Raw genomic sequence first — 18,916 nt, 5'->3', positions numbered from 1 at the left:
GCGTAGAGATAGACAACGCGGCGGGCAAAACTGCCCACCGATGTCTCAGGATATTTCACGACGGAAAGGAGGCAACGCATTGAGGATCGCCTTGCCATAGCGCTGGGTGACCAGTCGCCGATCCAGCAAGGTGATGGTGCCGCGGTCTTCTTCGGTGCGCAGCAGACGGCCGCAGGCCTGAACCAGCTTCAGCGAGGCATCGGGCACCGAAATTTCCATGAACGGATTGCCGCCCCGGGCTTCGATCCACTCCGACAGCGCGGCCTCGACCGGATCGTCCGGCACCGAGAACGGAATCTTGGCGATCACCACGTGCTCGCAATAGGCACCCGGCAAGTCCACCCCTTCGGCGAAACTGGCGAGACCGAACAGCACGCTGGAATCACCGCCATCGACCCGCGCCTTGTGCTTGTTCAGGGTTTCCTGTTTCGACAGGTTGCCTTGAATGAACACTTGCTTGCGCCAGTCGCGGTCGAGACCGTCGAACACGTCCTGCATCTGTTTGCGCGAAGAGAACAGCACCAGACTGCCGCGCGAGCCTTCGACCAGCTCCGGCAGATCGCGGATGATCGCGGCGGTGTGGGCGGCGGCATCACGCGGATCGGCTTTCAGATCCGGCACCCGCAACACACCGGCATCGGCGTGATGGAACGGGCTCGGCACCACGGCAGTGACCGCTTTTTTCGGCAGGCCGGCACGCATGCGGAAACGGTCGAAGGTGCCGAGTGCGGTCAACGTCGCCGAGGTCACCAGACAGCCGTAGGCCACGTTCCACAGGCTGCGGCGCAGGGTTTCGGCGGCGAGGATCGGGCTGGCGTTGACCTCGATGTCGAACAGCGAACCGCTTTCGGCCAGGGTCAGCCAGCGGGCCATCGGCGGGCTCTCTTCCGGGTCTTCGGCGGTGAACGCGGTCCACAGCTCCCAGTTGCCGGAGGCACGGGACAACAGGCTGCCGAACAGTGGATACCATTCCTCGGCCTGGTTGCTGGCGATGCCGATGTTGACCTCGCCGTCCATGCCTTCCTTGAGCAGGTCAGTCAGGCGGGTAAACAGGTCGTTGAGGCGTGAGTAGCCTTTCTTCAGCTCGATGCCCATCTCGCGCATGTGCTCGGGAATCACCCCGCCGATGAAACGATGGCGCGGACGCTCGCGGCCTTCGACGTCTTCACCGGGTTTGAAATCGGCGATCTGCTCGCAGGCGGTGAACATGAATTGCTGCTGGGTCTTGATCTCCCGCGCCAGCTCCGGCACTTGCTCGATCAGCTTGCCGAGGTCCCCCGGCAGCGGATGCTGGGCCAGCAGTTTGGTGAGATTCTTGGCGGTGGTTTCCAGCCAGTCGGCGGTGGAGCGCAGGCGCGTGTAATGGGCGAAGTGGCCGATGGCCTTGTCCGGCAGGTGATGGCCTTCGTCGAACACATAGATGGTGTCGCGCGGATCGGGCAACACTGCCCCGCCGCCCAGCGCCAGGTCGGCCAGCACCATGTCGTGGTTGGTGACGATCACGTCGACCTTGCCCATGCCTTCGCGGGCCTTGTAGAAGGCGCACTGGCCGAAGTTCGGGCAATGACGGTTGGTGCACTGGCTGTGGTCGGTGGTCAGGCGCGCCCAGTCGGCGTCTTCCAGCGCGTTGGGCCAGCTGTCGCGGTCGCCGTCCCATTTATTGCCGGCGAGCTTCTCGATCATGCTGGTGAACAGCTTCTGGCTGGCCTCATCGACCTCGATCTTGAAGCCTTCTTCTTCGAACAGCTGCGCCGTGGCGGTTTGCGCGTGGCCTTCCTGCAGCAGCATGTCGAGCTTGGACAGGCACATGTAGCGGCCACGGCCCTTGGCCAAGGCAAAGCTGAAATTCAGCCCGCTGTTGCGCATCAGGTCGGGCAGGTCCTTGTAGACGATCTGCTCCTGCAGGGCGACGGTGGCGGTGGCGATCACCAGGCGCTTGCCGGCGAGTTTCGCCGTGGGGATCGCGGCCAGGCTGTAGGCCACGGTCTTGCCGGTACCGGTGCCGGCTTCCACCGCGACAATCGCGGGGTCGCCACTGCGCCGGCCTTCGTCGTCGGTGTCGATATCCCCGAGGACCTTGGCGACTTCAGCGATCATCAGACGCTGGCCGTAACGCGGCTTGAGGCTCTTGGCCTCTAGAAAACGCGAGTAGGCGCCCTGGATCGTGGTTTTGAGTTCAGTGCTGATCATTGAGTGTCGGGCGCAAAAAACGCTGGATAAATTTTCAGTGGTTCGAATGGGGGGCTATCATACCCCGCGAATCGATCCCGCGCAGAACGGAGTACCCCAATGACACCTTTTAGCCTCGTTTACCCCCTGCATGTCCTCGCCGCTCTGGTGTGGGTCGGCGGCATGTTTTTCGCCTGGATGGTGCTGCGCCCCGCGGCGGTGAAGGCTTTGGACGGCCCCGGCAGACTGTCCCTGTGGGTGGAAGTGTTTCAAGGTTTTTTCCGCTGGGTGTGGGGTGCGGTGATTCTGCTGCCGGTGACCGGGGTCGGCATGTTGCATCTGCAGCACATCGGTTTTGAGACAGCGCCGAAGTACGTGCAGGTGATGATGGGGTTGTACGTGGTGATGACCGCGCTGTTCATCCGGGTTCAGGGGCTGATGCTGCCGGAGCTGCGCACGGCGGTTGAAGCGAAGGACTGGCCGGCGGGTGCGGCGGTGCTGGGGCGGATTCGTCGGGTGGTGGGGATCAATTTGCTGGTCGGCGTGCTGCTGGTGGCAATTGCGGCGGCGCGACCTTCGTTCTGACGTATTGCTGATCGTTCCCGCAGCGCGGGAACGATCATTTAGAAATTCGCTTACAGGCGCTGAACCGTAACCGAACCCGCCGCACCAGCCGGCCCCGGCTGACCGTCAGCCCCCGGCTTGCCGCTCTTGCCGCCATCGGCGCGATACACCAGGCAGCCCTTGGACTTGCCACCGGCGCCCGGTTTGCCACCCGGCCCTGCCGCCCCGCCGGCACCACCGGCCACATCGACCTTGATCAGCTCCGCCGGAAACTCCCGTGGCACTTCCAGCCGCACCAGCGCGCCCGGCGCACCCGGCTGGCCGTTGCTGCCGTCACTGCCGTCGAAGCCGTGCCCGGCCTGGCCCCAGGTGCAGCCCGGTTCCTGACCATTGGCTCCGTCGAGCCCGACGAAGCCCGGCGCACCGGTGCCGCCACGGGCATCGACAATCAGCCGTGGAGCCTCCAGCGCCTTGAATTGCAGGTTCAGGTTACGCCCGGCGCGGGCCGCTTTTTCATAAGTGCCCGGCGCACCGTGGGCCGTGATGCGGCTCCCGTCGGCAAACCGGGCGCGGATGACTTTCATGTCCAGCGCCTGTTCGCCCGGCACGATGGCAATGCGCGCTTCGTGGCCCAGCTGCAGTTCGCCGACGCTCAGCTCGGTCACGTTCGAGGGCACCAGCAACGTGCCGTAATCGGCGACCACCAGTTTTTCCAGCTGCAGCGTGCTGGCCGTGTTCGGCAGACGCATCAGGGAGTTGGCTTCGACACTGACCACCTGGGCGCAGGCCAGGGGACTGATGAATGCAGCGAGCAGGCAGAGTTTACGCATGGGAAGCCTCCGGAGCGGCCGGGGCCGGGATGGTTTGCAGGTGGAAAACGCCGAACAGCAGGACACGGCCACGATCACGCCACGGGTGCGGCCGACCTTTGAGGCTGGCGTTGCACAGCAGCACTTCAAGAAGATGGATGGCCAGCAGCAGGACGCCAGCCAGATTGACCAGCAGATGCAACGGATGAACAAACGGCACCAGCTGATTGGCCAGTACCACGCAGCAGAACACCAGGGTCAACAATCGCCCCAGCCCACAGAACACCTTCATACGCTCCCCCGTGTTGCGAATTATTCTTTGGGCGCACAGTAACGGCTTCCGTACGGGATAAGCCAGAGGGGCAAATAAAAAAGTTCCGGGCACTCGTCGGATGGCTGCCGGTTCGACGTTGATCGTCGACCGACAGCTCTAGCCTGCGGACTACAGAAGAGTCCTAGCGGTTGATGTGCAGTTCCACGCGACGATTTTGCGCGCGCCCTTCTTCGGTCTCGTTGTCGGCAACCGGTTCACGCTCGCCACGCCCTTCACTGGTGAGTTTTTCCGGCGCCAACCCTTGGCTCAACAGATAAGCCGCCACGCTGCTCGCGCGACGTTCCGACAAAGCCTGGTTGTAGGCATCGGTGCCCTTGCTGTCGGTGTGGCCGATCACCTTGATGCTCACCACGTCGGCATTGCGCAACTTGTCCATCAACGCATCGAGCTGGCTTTTCGCGGCCGGGGTCAGGTCGGACTTGTCGAACGCGAACAGCACGTTGCCGGCATCGCTCAGGGTGATGACTTCGGATTGCGGGACCGGTTCGGCCGGTTTCTCGGTGACCGGGTATTGCGGCAGCGGACAGCCGCGATGATCGACCGGTGTGTTCGGTGGAGTGTCAGGACAACGGTCGCGGCGGTCGAACACGCCATCGCCGTCTTCGTCGCCATCCTGGGCATAACAGATCAGCCCTCCGGTAAGGATACCCAGTGCCGCACCGCCTGCGGCCCAACCACCGTTTTCAATGGCGCCGAGACCGCCGCCGACCAGTCCGCCAATGACGCTGCAGATCGGCCAGGTACGTTGATTGAGGGGGGCAGTGCCATCGCTGTGGGTAGCGCAGCCAGTCAACAGGCTGCCTGCCAGCAGCACCGGTAAGACGGACCGTGAGAGAACACTCATATGAAAGCTCCTGTGTCACCGGCCCATACCGGTTACACAGGAGTAAAGACCCGCATCCGCGACTGCACAAGCCGCGGATGCGAGGGCATCAACGCTCGATTTTGATTTCCGTGCGACGGTTCAGCGCACGGCCATCGGCGGTTTTGTTGTCCGCCACTGGCTGGCTTTCACCGGCACCGGTCACCGAAACGAAGCTGGAACGTGGCACACCATCATGGATCAGGTATTCCACCACCGAGTGCGCCCGACGATCCGACAGTTTCTTGTTGTAGGCATCACTGCCCACGCTGTCGGTATGACCGGTCACGGTCAGCCGCGCAGTGCTGGATTCCTGTTTCAGGCGCGTGGCGACCTTGTCGAGAACCAGCTTGTCGGAAGGCGTCAGGGTGGCCTTGTCGAACTGGAAGTGCACATCGCGGATGACGATGGTTTCTTCCTTGACCACTACAGCTTCTTCAACCACGGGTGCAGGGGCCGGGAACGGGCAGCCGTCTGCGTCGACCTTGGTGCCGCGAGGCGTGTGCGGGCACTTGTCGCGACTGTCCGGCACACCGTCGCCGTCTTCATCGCCATCACCGTGCACCCAGCAATAGGCTGCCGCCGTACCGCCGACGAGTAATGCGCCATAGCCTGCCCACGCGGAGCTTTCCGTCGCGCCGAGACCCGCACCGACGACACCGCCGACTGCCGCACAGGTCGGCCAGTCGGTTTTCTGCAAACCTGCGCAACCAGTCAACACACTGGTTAGCAGAACCAAGGGTAATGCTGTCCGAACTATGCTCATCTAGTTTTCTCCTGAGGGATCGGCTTAGAACCGATTCAGGGAGTAAAGACCGGAGTTTTAATCTCCGCCAGCAATAGGCCACTGCTGTTTGCGAGCGTGTTCACAGGACTTCGAGGCATTTGCCGCAAACCCGCAGAACAGAGATCTAGGCCTCGACGCTCGGGCAGGCTAGTCTTGGCGATCTGATTGAGGAGCTTCGATGAACGTCGCGATTTCTTCCCGCACGCCACAGCAGGCACTGGCCGCTCTGCTCGACCGCTACGCCCCGGCACGTCTGCTGCTGATCGGCGCCAGCGAATTTCCGGCGCTGGCCGCTTTCAAGGACGCACATCCGGACACTTGCGTCGCTCACGCCGCGCCCGGTGCCTTGCCCGCAGACCTCGCCGCACAGCGCTTCGATCTGGCACTGGTGGTCGATTGCCTGGAGCATTTGCCCAAGCGCGATGGCCTGAATCTGCTCGGCGGGATCCGCAACCTCAACGCCAGCCGCATCGCCGTGCTGGCCGACCTGCCGGCCAGCGGCTGGCAGGAAACCGACTTCTACTCTCTGGCTCTGCAGGCCAGCGAACGCTTCGCCCGGGATGAACAGGTGCTGACCCTGTTCACCTATGATCTGCTTGACTACAAACAAGTCCCCGACTGGCTCAACTCACGGTTCTGGGCCAATCCGGAAAACTTCGGGAAATACTGGTGGTAATGCAATGAGTACAGCCATTTGCCCCTGCGGCAGCGGCAACCTGCTGGATGCCTGCTGCGGCCATTATCACGCCGGCCATCCGGCACCGTGCGCCGAAGCACTGATGCGCTCGCGCTACAGCGCCTACGTGCTGGGCCTGATCGATTATCTGGTGGCGACCACCCTGCCCGCTCAGCAAGCCGGGCTGGATCGCCAGTCGATCAGCAACTGGAGTGCGTCGAGCACCTGGCTTGGCCTCAACGTGGAAAGTTCGGAAGTCTTCGGCGGCCAGCCGGAACACGCCTTCGTTACCTTCACCGCGCGCTGGCATGACAGTCAGGGTGAGCACAGTCACCGCGAGCGCTCCTCGTTCGTGCAGAACGGCGGACGCTGGTACTTCATCGACCCGACCGTGCAGCTCAAGCTCGGGCGCAACGACAGCTGCCCTTGCGCCAGCGGGCAGAAGTTCAAGAAGTGTTGCGCGGGCTATTTCGGCGCGTGAGGTGAGTGGCGACTAGACTGGGCGCAAAAGGGAGTTCTGCGATGGTCGGTCAATGGCACACATTCAAAGCCTTCACGCTGCTGCTGTTTCTGGGGCTCGGCGGCTGTGCCTCATGGTTCGCCGACGACACCCTGGACCCCGCCGTGCACCTGGTGAAAGTCGAAGTGGTGCGGGCCAAGTTGCTCGAACAGAAATTCATCCTGCACTTTCGCATCGACAATCCCAATGACAGCGAGCTGACCGTGCGCGGCCTCGAATACCGCGTACATCTGGCGGACATGCTGCTGGCCGAGGGCGAGCACGAGCACTGGATCACCGTCGGCGCCAAAAGCAGTGCTTTCTACAAGGTGCCGATCCGTACCAACCTGTGGCCGAAGGTCAAGGACGTGGTGAAAATGCTGAAGAATCCGCACCAGCAGGTTCCCTACCGACTGCAAGGCGAGATGGAAACCGGTTTATTCATCGCCCACTACGTGCACCTGGAGCGCAATGGCGTGATAATCCCCGCCGATTTGATTACGGAGTGACCCCGATGACCCAGCAACCTCATGTCCATGGCCCAGACTGCAACCACGATCATGACCATCACCATGATCACGACCATGGCCATGTCCACGGCCCGAACTGCGGCCACGCCCACCAGGAGCCGGTACGCAACGCCTTGAAAGATGTCGGCCGCAACGACCCTTGCCCATGCGGCAACGGCAAGAAATTCAAGAAGTGCCACGGCGCTTGATGTTTCAGGCGAAGACTTTCTTCACCTGATAGATCGCCATCGCGAGCAGGCTCGCTCCCACATTGGGATCCGGTTCCTTCAGACGGAATGCACACCACTGTGGGAGCTGGCCTGCCAGCGATGGCGATAGCACATATGGCAAATCCCTATCGGACGCCCCCAAGAACCTCGGCACTGCTGACCACCGTCGCATACTCCCCATGCAGATTCCCCAGCGACATGGCATGCACCTCTTCAGCCGTACGCAACGTACCGAAGTAATCAGCCTTGTCGAAGGTAAAGCACGCATCCTCCGCCACCCACGCCTCGAACCCCAGATTGCCCGCCGTGCGCGCCGTGGACTCCACTGAATTGTTGGTGGCAACGCCGACGATGATCAACTGATCGATCCCCGCCTCACGCAACTTCACTTCAAGCTTTGTTGCACAAAACGCGTCCGGCACCTGTTTCTGGATCAGCCACTCGCCGTCCTGCGGCAGAAACCTTTCCTGAAATTCCACCCCGGACTGCTCGGGCCAGAACACCGAATCCGGTGAGCGCGACAGGTGCTGCACGTGAATCACCGGCCGCCCGCTGCGCCGCCAGAAGCTCAGCAAATCGAGGATCCGCTCTTCGGCCAACGGATTATTCCGCCGGCCAAGACGCGGTTCCAGAATGCCCTTTTGCTGGTCGATGATGATCAGTGCAGCGTTGGCCTGAAGCTCCATGGCGATTTTTCTCACGCGCGGTCATTGAATTTCCCGTACTTGAGCATCACCTCCTGTCACCAAGCAAGCTATCGAACGCACACAGGACAACCTGAAGCGGGCGTTTGCTGTCCGTACCCTTCCTGATTTGGAGCTTTCCATGATCGACCTGTATTACTGGACCACGCCCAACGGCCACAAGATTTCCCTGTTCCTCGAAGAGGCCGGCCTGCGCTACAACGTGCACCCGATCAACATCAGCCAGGGCGAGCAGTTCCAGCCGCACTTCCTGAAGATCGCGCCGAACAACCGCATCCCGGCCATCGTCGATCATGAGCCGGCCGATGGCGGCGAGCCGTTGTCGCTGTTCGAGTCCGGCGCGATTCTGTTGTACCTCGCGGAGAAGACCGGGAAGTTCCTGCCCAAGGATCTGCGTGGCCGTCAGGTGGCGCTGCAATGGCTGTTCTGGCAAATGGGCGGGCTGGGGCCGATGGCCGGGCAGAACCATCATTTCAGCCAGTTCGCCCCGGAAAAAATCCCCTACGCGATCAAGCGCTACATCGATGAAACCGCACGTTTGTACGGGGTGCTGGACAAGCAACTGGCCAACAATGAGTTCGTCGCCGGCAGCGAATACAGCATCGCCGACATGGCGATCTACCCGTGGATCGTCTCGCACAAATGGCAGAGTCAGAACCTCGAAGACTTCCCGAACGTGCTGCGCTGGTTCAACCACATCAAGGATCGCCCGGCGACCGTGAAGGCCTACGCGCTGGTGCAGAAGATCAATCCGCCGAAGGCTTGAGTGACCCGGCCTGATCGTTCCCGTGCTCGGGAACGATCAACGGGAAGAAATAACCGCTTGCCCCGCTTGCGCGGCCCCCTCCTGCTCACTAACGTAGCGGCTTTATTGCGCCCCCAGCCTCTACACCCCCGCAGGAGCTTTGCCATGGCCTCGCCAGCCCTTTCACATTTTCTTCCCCGGTTCGGCGTTGCCGCAGCAGTGACCGGTGTCTTGAGCCTCTCCGGTTGCCAGACCTGGAACGCTCAGGACTCCCTCCCCCCGACCTCCGGTGTACAGCCGCTCAAGGGCCTGGCGCAGAACGTTTCGGTACGCCGCAATGCCATGGGCATGCCGCTGATCGAAAGCAACAGCTTCCACGACGCCTTGTTCGCCCTCGGTTATGTGCACGCCAGCGACCGCATCAATCAGATGGTCACCCTGCGCCTGCTGGCCCAGGGGCGTCTGGCGGAAATGTCCGGCGCGTCGATGCTCGACGCCGACCGCTACATGCGCGCCGTCAACCTGAAGAAAAGCGCCGGCGAGCTGTACAAGGCCTCGTCGCCACGGCTCAAGCGCTTCTTCGAAGTCTATGCGCGGGGCGTCAACGCCTACCTGTTCCGCTACGCCGACAAGTTGCCGGGGGATCTGGCCTCCAGCGGCTACAAGCCTGAATACTGGAAACCGGAAGACTCGGCGCTGATTTTCTGCCTGCTGAACTTCAGCCAGTCTGCCAACCTGCCGGAGGAAATCGCTTCGCTGGTGCTGGCGCAGACCGTCACCACCGACAAACTCGCCTGGCTGACGCCGTCCGCCCCCGACGAAAACCTGCCGGTGGCCGAAGCCGACAAGCTGCAAGGCATCAAGCTCAACGGGCGGATTCCGGGCCTGAGCGAGCTGAGCAACGCCAGTGAACAACTGGCAGCGATGAACCTGCTCGGCGCCAGCACTTCGAACAACTGGGCGATTGCCCCGCAACGCAGCCGCAGCGGCAAGAGCCTGCTGGCCAGCGACAGTCATGGCCCGCTGGCCGCGCCGTCGCTGTGGAGTTTCGTGCAGATTCACGCACCGAAATACCAGGCCGCCGGCGTGACCGTGGCCGGTCTGCCGATGGTCCTCGGTGGTTTCAACGGCAAAGTGGCGTGGAGCGCGACCAGCGTCTTCGGCGACAACCAGGACCTGTTCCTGGAAAAAATCCGACGCCAGGGCAGCAGCCTGACCTACGAGGTCAACGGCAAATGGCAGCCACTGGGCGTGCGCAACGAAACCTATTTCGTCAAAGGCCAGCGACCGATTCGTGAAGCGGTGTACGAAACCCGCCATGGCGCGCTGCTCAACAGTGCTCAGGCTGGCGCCCAGAGCGCAGGTTTCGGTCTGGCCTTGCAGACGCCAAGCTTCACCGACGACAAATCCCTCGATGCGTTTTTCGATCTGAGCCGCGCGCAAACCGCTGAACGAGCTTCGGACGCCAGCCGGGAAATCCGTGCCATCGCGCTGAACCTGGTGTTTGCCGACGCCAGCAATATCGGCTGGCAGGTCACCGGGCGTTTCCCGAACCGCCGCGAAGGCGAAGGCCTTCTGCCGTCGCCGGGCTGGGACGGTCGCTACGACTGGGACGGTTACGCCGACCCGATGCTGCACCCCTACGATCAGGATCCGGCGCAGGGCTGGCTCGGCACCGCCAACCAACGCGTCATCCCTCACGGTTACGGCATGCAGTTGTCCAACTCCTGGGCCGCGCCGGAGCGTGGCGAACGCCTCGCGGAACTGGCCGGCAGCGGTAAACAGGATAGCCGCAGCATGATCGCCATGCAGTACGACCAGACCACCACCTTCGCCGCCAAGCTGAAGAAGATGTTCGAAGCCCCGGGCATGGCGCAGCCGCTGAAACAGGCGATCGACGCCCTTTCGGAAGCCGACCGCAGCAAGGCCCGCGAGGCCTACACCCGCTTGATGGCGTTCGACGGCAAGCTCAGCCCGACCTCGGCGGACGCGGCGATCTACGAGCTGTTCCTGCAGGAAAGCATGAAGCAGATCTTCCTCGACGAACTCGGCCCGCAGAACAGCCCGGCGTGGAAAGCGTTTATCGCCAACGGCGACTTGTCCTACTCGGCGCAGGCCGATCATTTGCTGGGCCGTGAAGACAGCCCGTTCTGGGACGACGCCCGCACCCCGCAGAAAGAAGACAAACCCACCATCCTCGCCCGCAGCCTGGCGGCGGCGATCAGCGCCGGCGACAGTCAACTGGGTGGCGACCGCAAAGCCTGGCAGTGGGGCAAACTGCACCGCTACGAATGGAAAAATGCCAACGGCCAGACCGTTCGCGGTCCGATCGCTGCGGGTGGTGACCACACCACTCTTAACACGGCGGCGTTTGCCTGGGGTCAGGATTTCAACACCACCCGGGCGCCGTCAATGCGTTTCATCGTCGACTTCAGCCAGAGCGAACCGCTGATGGGCCAGAACGGCACGGGGCAATCGGGTAACCCGGCCAGCCCGAACTACCTCAACGGCATCGATCCCTGGCTCAAGGGCCAGTACATCGGCTTGCCGATGCAGCCGCAGAACTTTGAGCGGGTGTATGGGAAGACGCGGTTGACGCTGACTCCCGGGAAGTAAACGCGATCCCCGTGTGGGAGCCAGCCGGCTGCCACACGGGTTTTGCAATGACCCGCAAAATCAATCGAACTTCTGACTTCGCGCAAACCTCATAGCTAACAAGTCCCTCCATTCCGGTAACGCCATGGACCTTGTTATCGCCCGCCCCGAAGGCCTGTACTGCCCCGCCGGGGACTTCTACATCGATCCGTGGCGCCCGGTCGAGCGCGCGGTCATCACCCATGCCCACGGCGATCACGCCCGCACCGGCAACGCGCACTATCTGGCGGCCAGCGCCGGCGAAGGGATTCTGCGTGCGCGTCTCGGTCAGGACATCAACCTGCAATCACTTGAGTACGGTCGGCGTCTGACCCACCACGGCGTCACCTTGAGCTTTCACCCCGCCGGACACGTTCTGGGCTCGGCTCAGGTGCGGCTCGAATACGGCGGCGAAGTCTGGGTCGCCTCCGGCGACTACAAGATCGAACCCGACGGCACCTGCGCACCGTTCGAACCGGTGCGCTGCCACACCTTCATCACCGAATCGACCTTCGGCCTGCCGATCTACCGCTGGCAGCCGCAGGCGCAGGTGTTCGGGGAGATCAATCAGTGGTGGCAGGCCAATATCGAGGCCGGCAAAACCAGCGTGCTGTTCTGCTACTCGTTCGGCAAGGCCCAGCGCATCCTCCACGGCATCGACGAAACCCTCGGCCCGATCCTCAGCCACGGCGCGGTGGAACCGCTGAACCGGGTCTACCGCGAGGCCGGGGTGCATCTGCCACCGACGATCTACGCCGGCGACGTGAAGAAAAACGATCCTTTGATGCGTCAGGCGCTGGTCATCGCCCCGCCTTCGGCCGGCGGCAGCAGCTGGATGCGGCGTTTCGGCGATTATAGCGACAGCTTCGCCAGCGGCTGGATGCGGTTGCGTGGCACCCGTCGGCGGCGCGGCGTGGATCGCGGTTTCGTGCTTTCCGATCACGCCGACTGGCCCGGCCTGTTGTGGGCCATCGAACAGACCGGCGCCGAACGGGTGATGGTCACCCACGGCTCGATTGGTGTGCTGGTCCGCCACCTGCGCGAACAAGGCCTCGACGCTCAAGGCTTCAACACCGAATACGGCGATGATGAACAGGACAACCTCGCCGTCGAACCCGTCGTCGCCGAGGTGCAACCATGAAAGACTTCGCCGGGTTGTACGCCGAACTCGACGCCACCACCTCCAGCAACGCGAAACTCGCGGCCATGCAGGCCTACTTCGCCCAGGCGGAACCACAAGACGCCGCGTGGGCGGTGTACTTTCTGTCCGGCGGGCGGCCTCGGCAACTGGTGCCGGTACGGATTCTGCGCGAACTCGCCGTCGAAGTGTCCGGACTCACACCGTGGCTGTTCGAGGAGAGCTATCAAGCGGTCGGTGATCTGGCGGAAACCATTTCGCTGGTATTGCCGGAAAACCCGCACACCTCCGAAGCAGGTCTCGCCGAATGGATCGAGCAGAAACTGTTGCCGTTGCGCGGTGAAACCCCGGAATACCTCGCTCGTCAGTTGCCAGCGCTGTGGGCGCAACTGGACCGGCCGAGCCTGATGCTGTGCATCAAACTGATCACCGGCAGCTTCCGGGTCGGCGTCTCCAAATTGCTGGTGACTCGCGCACTGGCCTCGATGGCCGGGCTGGACAGCAAACGCGTGGCGCAACGGCTGGTGGGTTACACCGACTTGTCCAACCGACCGGACGCCGCCAGTTACCTCAAACTGATCGCCCCCGAGTCCAGCGACGAACACGCCCAGCGTGGTGGTCAGCCGTATCCGTTCTTTCTCGCCCACGGCCTGTCGCAACCGGTCGAGCAGTTCGAAGCCTTGCTCGGCCCGGCCAGCAACTGGCAGGTGGAGTGGAAGTGGGACGGCATTCGCGCCCAAGTGGTCAAGCGTGACGGGCGGTTGTGGATCTGGTCCCGGGGCGAGGAACTGGTGACCGAACGCTTTCCCGAACTCGATTCGCTGGTTGAAGGTTTGCCTGACGGCACGGTGATCGACGGCGAAATCGTGGTCTGGAAAAACACCCGGCCTGACGCCGAAACCTTTGATCCCGATTCGACGGCGCCACCGGCGGTGCAACCTTTCGCCCTGCTCCAGCAACGGATCGGGCGCAAGACCCTGGACAGAAAGATCCTCGAAGACGTGCCGGTGGTGGTCCTCGCCTACGACCTTTTGGAGTGGCAGGGCGAAGACTGGCGCAACCAGCCGCAGATCAAACGGCGCGAACAACTGGAACAAGTCCTCGCCCGCTGCAACAACCCTGTGCTGCTGCCCTCCCCGGTGCTGACCGGCAGCGACTGGTTCGACCTCGCCCGTCAGCGCGAATCCTCCCGGCGACTGGGGGTCGAAGGCATGATGCTCAAGGCCCGCGACGCGATGTACGGCGTCGGCCGCACCAAGGACATGGGGGTCTGGTGGAAATGGAAGGTCGACCCGTTCAGTGTCGACGCCGTGCTGATCTACGCCCAGCGCGGCCATGGCCGGCGCGCCAGCCTCTACAGCGATTACACCTTTGCGGTGTGGGACGGGCCGCCCGGTTCCAGCGCCCGCGCCCTCGTGCCATTCGCCAAGGCCTATTCCGGCCTGACCGACGAGGAAATGCGCGAGGTCGACAGCATCGTGCGCAAGACCACCGTGGAAAAATTCGGCCCGGTCAGCAGCGTGACACCGAGCCTGGTGTTCGAACTGGGTTTCGAAGGCATCGCCCTGTCGCGCCGGCACAAGAGCGGCATCGCCGTGCGCTTCCCGCGCATGCTGCGCTGGCGCCAGGACAAGACCGTGGAAGAAGCCGACAACCTGGCGACCTTGCAGAATCTGCTGGTCTGACTCCTGCCCCGGAAAGGCCCTTCCTGCGCTGAAAGGGTGCATCCGATTTTCCATGCCCGTTTTCGGGCATTCCTCCCGCTGTGCCCTCCCTTCCTGCACCTTTTAAAACACTTGTTCGGGACTCTGGTTCGGAAATTGCTACTTTCTATAAGTCGTAAGCGTTCCAGTAACAATAATTCTGCGCCACAAGCGCTCATATTGGTTCTTAGGGATTGAATAATGAAAAAAGCATTGCTGACCCTTTCTGCACTGGCGTTGTGCATGGCCGCCGGCTCCGCGCTGGCCAAGGAATACAAAGAGCTGCGTTTTGGCGTCGATCCTTCCTACGCACCGTTCGAGTCGAAAGCGGCCGACGGCAGCCTGGTGGGCTTTGACATCGATCTGGGCAACGCGATCTGCGCCGAACTGAAGGTCAAGTGCAAGTGGGTCGAAAGCGACTTCGACGGCATGATTCCGGGCCTCAACGCCAATAAATTCGACGGTGTGATCTCGTCGATGACGGTAACACCGGCCCGTGAAAAGGCCATCGACTTCTCCAGCGAGCTGTTCTCCGGCCCGACGGCCTACGTATTCAAGAAGGGTTCCGGCCTGACCGATGACGTCGCTTCGCTGAAAGGCAAATCCGTCGGTTACGAGCAAGGCACCATCCAGGAAGCCTACGCCAAGGCCGTGCTGGAGAAGGCCGGGGTGAAAATCCAGGCCTACGCCAACCAGGACCAGGTCTACGCCGACCTGAAAAACGGCCGCCTCGACGCCTCGATCCAGGACATGCTGCAAGCCGAACTGGGCTTTTTGAAGTCGCCGGACGGTGCCGCATACGAAGTCAGCAAGCCGGTTGACAGCGAATTGCTGCCGGCCAAAACCGCTGTCGGTATTAAGAAAGGTAACAAAGAGCTGAAGGCGCTTTTAGATAAAGGTATCAAAGCGTTACACGACGACGGCAAATACGCCGAGATTCAAAAGAAACACTTTGGCGATCTGAATCTGTACAGCGGCAAATAATGCACCGGCGCCCATCCTTCGATGGGCGCCTTTTTCATCCGCTCAGGTTGCTGATTTATGTTCGAAAACCTCTTGCAAAATCTGGGGCTCTCCGCCTTCAGCCTCAAGGGCTTCGGTCCGCTGCTGTTGGAAGGCACCTGGATGACCATCAAATTGTCGGCGTTGTCGCTGCTGGTGGCCGTGTTGCTCGGCCTGCTGGGCGCCAGTGCCAAACTGTCCAAATCAAAACTGCTGCGCCTGCCCGCCCAGCTCTACACCACGCTGATTCGCGGGGTGCCGGACCTGGTGCTGATGCTGTTGATCTTCTACAGCCTGCAAACCTGGCTGACCGCGCTGACCGACGTCATGGAGTGGGATTACATTGAAATCGACTCCTTCACCGCCGGCGTGATCACCCTGGGCTTCATTTATGGCGCGTATTTCACCGAAACCTTCCGCGGTGCGATCCTCGCCGTGCCTCGAGGTCAGGTTGAAGCTGCCACGGCCTATGGCCTCAAACGCGGCCAGCGCTTTCGCTTCGTGGTGTTCCCGCAAATGATGCGCTTCGCCCTGCCGGGCATCGGCAACAACTGGATGGTGATGCTCAAGGCCACCGCGCTGGTGTCGATCATCGGCCTGGCGGATCTGGTCAAGGCCGCCCAGGATGCCGGCAAAAGCTCCTATCAACTGTTTTACTTCCTGGTACTCGCCGCCTTGATCTATCTGCTGATCACCAGTGCCTCGAACGTCATCCTGCGCTGGCTCGAACGTCGCTACGCCGCCGGTGCCCGGGAGGCCGTACGATGATCGAACTCCTGCAGGAATACTGGAAACCCTTCCTTTATACCGACGGCAACAACATCACCGGGCTGGCCATGACCCTGTGGTTGCTCAGCGCCTCGATCTTCATCGGTTTCATCGTGTCGATCCCGCTGTCGATTGCCCGGGTTTCCCCGCACTTCTACATTCGCTGGCCGGTGCAGTTCTACACCTACCTGTTCCGGGGCACGCCGCTCTATATCCAGTTGCTGATCTGCTACACCGGGATCTACAGCCTGGCCGCCGTGCGCGCCCAGCCGATGCTCGATGCATTCTTTCGCGATGCGATGAACTGCACGATCCTCGCCTTCGCCCTCAACACCTGCGCCTACACCACGGAGATTTTCGCCGGGGCGATCCGCAGCATGAACCACGGCGAAGTCGAAGCGGCCAAGGCCTACGGCCTGACCGGCTGGAAGCTGTATGCCTACGTGATCATGCCGTCGGCGCTGCGTCGCTCGCTGCCGTATTACAGCAACGAAGTGATCCTGATGCTGCACTCGACCACCGTGGCGTTCACCGCAACGATCCCGGACATCCTGAAAGTCGCACGGGACGCCAACTCGGCGACCTACCTGACCTTCCAGTCGTTCGGCATCGCCGCGCTGATCTACCTGACCATCACCTTTGCGCTGGTCGGCCTGTTCCGTCTTGCCGAACGCCGATGGCTGGCCTTCCTCGGGCCGACTCACTAGGACCTCTCTGCAATGCGCCACCAGATACATGACCTGCTGGCCCCGCTGCCGGGGACCGCACGACAGATCCACAGCTTTCACTTCGGCCCGGAAAAGGCCAAAGGCAAGATCTATATCCAGTCCTCGCTGCATGCCGACGAACTGCCCGGCATGCTGGTGGCCTGGCACCTCAAGCAGCGCCTGGCGGAGCTGGAAGCCGCCGGCCGCCTGATCAGCGAAATCGTGCTGGTGCCGGTGGCCAACCCGGTCGGCCTTGAACAGGTGCTGATGGACGTGCCGCTGGGCCGCTACGAGCTGGAGAGCGGGCAGAATTTCAATCGCTGGTTCGTCGACCTCAGCGAAGAGATCGGCAACGAAATCGAATCGCAACTGTGCGACGACCCGCAGCGCAACCTCGAACTGATCCGCACCAGCCTGCGCAGCGCCCTCGCCCGCCATACCGCCACGACTCAGCTGCAATCCCAGCGCCTGACCCTGCAACGGCTGGCCTGTGACGCGGACATGGTGCTGGACCTGCACTGCGATTTCGAATCCGTGGTTCACCTCTACACCACGCCCGAGGCCTGGCCGCAGGTCGAGCCGCTGGCGCGCTACATCGAATCACAGGCGAGCCTGTTGGCCACCGACTCCGGCGGTCAGTCGTTCGACGAATGCTTCACCCTGTTGTGGTGGCAATTGAAGGAGCGCTTCGGCGAGCACTTCGAGATCCCCCTCGGCAGTTTCTCGGTGACGGTCGAGTTGCGCGGCCAGGGCGATGTCAGCCATCCGGTGGCCAGTCGTGACTGTCAGGCGCTGCTCGATTACCTGACTCACTTCGGTGCCATCGCCGGCGCCTCGAAACCGCTGCCGGAGTTGCCATTCCCGGCCACTCCGCTGGCCGGTGTCGAACCTGTCACCACGCCGGTCGGCGGCCTGCTGGTGTACACCGCCACGCCCGGGCAGCATCTGGAAGCCGGGCAGCAAATCGCCGAAATCATCGACCCGATCAACGATCGGGTCACGCCAGTCCATTGCACCGCTTCCGGTCTGCTCTATGCCCGCTCGCTGCGGCGCATGGCCACGGCCGGCATGGTGATCGCCCACGTCGCGGGCGCCGAAGCCTATCGCAGCGGCTATTTACTTTCGCCTTGAGGATGCCTGTCCCATGTACAAACTGACCGTAGAAGGCCTGCACAAAAGCTATGGCGACCATCAGGTGCTCAAAGGCGTTTCGCTCAAAGCCAAAACCGGTGACGTGATCAGCCTGATCGGCGCCAGCGGCTCGGGCAAAAGCACCTTTTTGCGCTGCATCAACTTCCTCGAACAACCCAACGACGGCGCGATGAGCCTCGACGGCCAGGCGATCCGCATGGTCACCGACCGCCACGGCATGCACGTCGCCGACGCCGAGGAACTGCAACGCCTGCGCACCCGCCTCGCCATGGTGTTCCAGCATTTCAACCTGTGGAGCCACATGACCGTGCTGGAAAACATCACCATGGCCCCGCGCCGGGTGCTGGGTTGCAGCAAGGCCGAGGCCGATGATCGCGCCCGGCGTTATCTGGACAAGGTCGGCCTGCCGGCCCGGGTCGCCGATCAGTACCCGGCGTTTCTTTCCGGCGGCCAGCAACAACGGGTGGCCATCGCCCGGGCCCTGGCCATGGAGCCGGAAGTCATGCTGTTCGACGAACCGACTTCGGCACTCGACCCGGAACTGGTCGGCGAAGTGCTCAAGGTGATTCAGGGCCTGGCCGAAGAAGGCCGGACCATGATCATGGTGACCCATGAAATGAGTTTTGCGCGCAAGGTGTCGAGCCAGGTGCTGTTTCTGCACCAAGGGCTGGTGGAAGAAGAAGGTGCGCCGGAAGACGTGCTGGGCAATCCGAAAAGCGAACGCCTGAAGCAATTCCTCAGCGGCAATCTCAAGTAACGACTTGCGCCAAACCCTGTGGGAGCGAGCCTGCTCGCGAAAGCGGCCTGTCAGTCAACGATGATGTTGAATGTGACGACGCCTTCGCGAGCAAGCTCGCTCCCACAATGGATTTTCATCGTCTACAAAAATCAAACTTGTGCGCCCACCGTGTGGTCACTGGAAGA

Annotated in this window: 20 protein-coding genes and 1 pseudogene; 14 read left to right on the top strand and 7 right to left on the bottom strand. The window is 62.2% G+C overall.

The features are described from left to right. Positions 1 to 45 precede the first annotated feature (45 nt). On the bottom strand, positions 46 to 2,190 hold the full coding sequence (gene dinG, locus DXT77_RS07920) for an ATP-dependent DNA helicase DinG (RefSeq protein ID WP_085712938.1): 2,145 nt from the start codon (positions 2,188 to 2,190) through the stop codon (positions 46 to 48). Positions 2,191 to 2,289: 99 nt separating this feature from the next. On the opposite strand from dinG, the gene DXT77_RS07915 reads away from it, so the two are divergent. Beyond that, the gene (locus tag DXT77_RS07915; RefSeq protein WP_119427232.1) at positions 2,290 to 2,754 is read left to right on the top strand and encodes a CopD family protein; all 465 of its coding nucleotides are present in this window, start codon (positions 2,290 to 2,292) and stop codon (positions 2,752 to 2,754) included. Positions 2,755 to 2,804: 50 nt separating this feature from the next. On the opposite strand, the gene DXT77_RS07910 is transcribed toward DXT77_RS07915, so the two are convergent. The 4 genes from DXT77_RS07910 to DXT77_RS07895 form a co-directional block, all read right to left on the bottom strand. Beyond that, positions 2,805 to 3,563 carry a collagen-like protein gene (locus tag DXT77_RS07910; RefSeq protein ID WP_119427231.1) on the bottom strand — a complete coding sequence of 253 codons (759 nt, stop codon included), beginning with the start codon at positions 3,561 to 3,563 and terminating at the stop codon, positions 2,805 to 2,807. After that, complete coding sequence (locus DXT77_RS07905) at positions 3,556 to 3,834, bottom strand: DUF1145 domain-containing protein (RefSeq protein ID WP_114881704.1); 279 nt, start codon at positions 3,832 to 3,834, stop codon at positions 3,556 to 3,558. The genes DXT77_RS07910 and DXT77_RS07905 overlap by 8 nt, the downstream gene beginning before the upstream one ends. A 163-nt stretch (positions 3,835 to 3,997) precedes the next feature. Next, positions 3,998 to 4,720 (bottom strand): OmpA family protein, encoded by a 723-nt coding sequence (locus tag DXT77_RS07900; protein ID WP_119427230.1) that lies wholly within the window; start codon positions 4,718 to 4,720, stop codon positions 3,998 to 4,000. A gap of 88 nt (positions 4,721 to 4,808) precedes the next feature. Next, positions 4,809 to 5,504, bottom strand: a complete 696-nt coding sequence (locus DXT77_RS07895; protein ID WP_085712933.1) for an OmpA family protein — start codon at positions 5,502 to 5,504, stop codon at positions 4,809 to 4,811. A gap of 199 nt (positions 5,505 to 5,703) precedes the next feature. On the opposite strand from DXT77_RS07895, the gene DXT77_RS07890 reads away from it, so the two are divergent. Genes DXT77_RS07890 through DXT77_RS07875 form a run of 4 tightly spaced genes read left to right on the top strand, consistent with a single transcriptional unit; the run spans position 5,704 to position 7,418 of the window. Then, a complete protein-coding gene (locus tag DXT77_RS07890; protein ID WP_065261926.1) occupies positions 5,704 to 6,201 on the top strand; it encodes a DUF6231 family protein in 498 nt (165 codons plus the stop codon). Positions 6,202 to 6,205: 4 nt separating this feature from the next. Continuing rightward, positions 6,206 to 6,682, top strand: a complete 477-nt coding sequence (locus tag DXT77_RS07885; RefSeq protein WP_085712932.1) for a YchJ family protein — start codon at positions 6,206 to 6,208, stop codon at positions 6,680 to 6,682. Positions 6,683 to 6,723: 41 nt separating this feature from the next. Beyond that, positions 6,724 to 7,209, top strand: a complete 486-nt coding sequence (locus tag DXT77_RS07880; RefSeq protein WP_085712931.1) for an LEA type 2 family protein — start codon at positions 6,724 to 6,726, stop codon at positions 7,207 to 7,209. Between the two features lie 5 nt (positions 7,210 to 7,214). Then, the gene (locus DXT77_RS07875; RefSeq protein ID WP_003198420.1) at positions 7,215 to 7,418 is read left to right on the top strand and encodes an SEC-C metal-binding domain-containing protein; all 204 of its coding nucleotides are present in this window, start codon (positions 7,215 to 7,217) and stop codon (positions 7,416 to 7,418) included. Positions 7,419 to 7,564: 146 nt separating this feature from the next. On the opposite strand, the gene DXT77_RS07870 is transcribed toward DXT77_RS07875, so the two are convergent. Next, positions 7,565 to 8,125 carry a cysteine hydrolase family protein gene (locus DXT77_RS07870; RefSeq protein WP_119427229.1) on the bottom strand — a complete coding sequence of 187 codons (561 nt, stop codon included), beginning with the start codon at positions 8,123 to 8,125 and terminating at the stop codon, positions 7,565 to 7,567. 139 nt (positions 8,126 to 8,264) lie between these two features. Between DXT77_RS07870 and DXT77_RS07865 the strand changes: the two genes are divergently transcribed. The 9 genes from DXT77_RS07865 (at position 8,265) to DXT77_RS07825 (ending at position 18,749) form a co-directional block, all read left to right on the top strand. Continuing rightward, positions 8,265 to 8,909 (top strand): glutathione binding-like protein, encoded by a 645-nt coding sequence (locus DXT77_RS07865; RefSeq protein ID WP_119427228.1) that lies wholly within the window; start codon positions 8,265 to 8,267, stop codon positions 8,907 to 8,909. A 144-nt stretch (positions 8,910 to 9,053) separates the two neighbouring features. Further along, the gene (locus DXT77_RS07860; protein WP_119427227.1) at positions 9,054 to 11,504 is read left to right on the top strand and encodes a penicillin acylase family protein; all 2,451 of its coding nucleotides are present in this window, start codon (positions 9,054 to 9,056) and stop codon (positions 11,502 to 11,504) included. A 124-nt stretch (positions 11,505 to 11,628) separates the two neighbouring features. Further along, a complete protein-coding gene (locus DXT77_RS07855; protein ID WP_119427226.1) occupies positions 11,629 to 12,663 on the top strand; it encodes a ligase-associated DNA damage response exonuclease in 1,035 nt (344 codons plus the stop codon). Next, entirely contained in the window at positions 12,660 to 14,345 is a 1,686-nt protein-coding gene (locus DXT77_RS07850) for an ATP-dependent DNA ligase (RefSeq protein ID WP_119427225.1), read from the top strand. Before DXT77_RS07855 ends, DXT77_RS07850 begins: the two co-directional genes overlap by 4 nt. Before the next feature lie 219 nt (positions 14,346 to 14,564). Then, entirely contained in the window at positions 14,565 to 15,347 is a 783-nt protein-coding gene (locus DXT77_RS07845; RefSeq protein WP_065259277.1) for a transporter substrate-binding domain-containing protein, read from the top strand. 57 nt (positions 15,348 to 15,404) lie between these two features. Further along, positions 15,405 to 16,133, top strand: coding sequence for an ABC transporter permease (locus DXT77_RS07840; RefSeq protein WP_065259276.1), 729 nt, complete (start codon positions 15,405 to 15,407; stop codon positions 16,131 to 16,133). Beyond that, the gene (locus tag DXT77_RS07835) at positions 16,130 to 16,840 is read left to right on the top strand and encodes an ABC transporter permease (protein WP_085712925.1); all 711 of its coding nucleotides are present in this window, start codon (positions 16,130 to 16,132) and stop codon (positions 16,838 to 16,840) included. Before DXT77_RS07840 ends, DXT77_RS07835 begins: the two co-directional genes overlap by 4 nt. A gap of 12 nt (positions 16,841 to 16,852) precedes the next feature. Beyond that, a complete protein-coding gene (locus DXT77_RS07830; RefSeq protein ID WP_119427224.1) occupies positions 16,853 to 17,971 on the top strand; it encodes a succinylglutamate desuccinylase/aspartoacylase family protein in 1,119 nt (372 codons plus the stop codon). 13 nt (positions 17,972 to 17,984) lie between these two features. Then, on the top strand, positions 17,985 to 18,749 hold the full coding sequence (locus DXT77_RS07825) for an ABC transporter ATP-binding protein (RefSeq protein WP_085712923.1): 765 nt from the start codon (positions 17,985 to 17,987) through the stop codon (positions 18,747 to 18,749). 16 nt (positions 18,750 to 18,765) lie between these two features. On the opposite strand, the pseudogene DXT77_RS30355 reads toward DXT77_RS07825, so the two are convergent. Further along, positions 18,766 to 18,858 (bottom strand): annotated as a pseudogene (locus DXT77_RS30355) (metal ABC transporter ATP-binding protein); the annotation flags it as partial. Positions 18,859 to 18,916: the final 58 nt, after the last annotated feature.

It is taken from the genome of Pseudomonas sp. 91RF (assembly GCF_003576265.1).
GTDB lineage: Bacteria > Pseudomonadota > Gammaproteobacteria > Pseudomonadales > Pseudomonadaceae > Aquipseudomonas > Aquipseudomonas kribbensis.
Note: the sequence above shows the minus strand (reverse complement) of the source record. Positions and strands in the feature narration are given on the sequence as shown.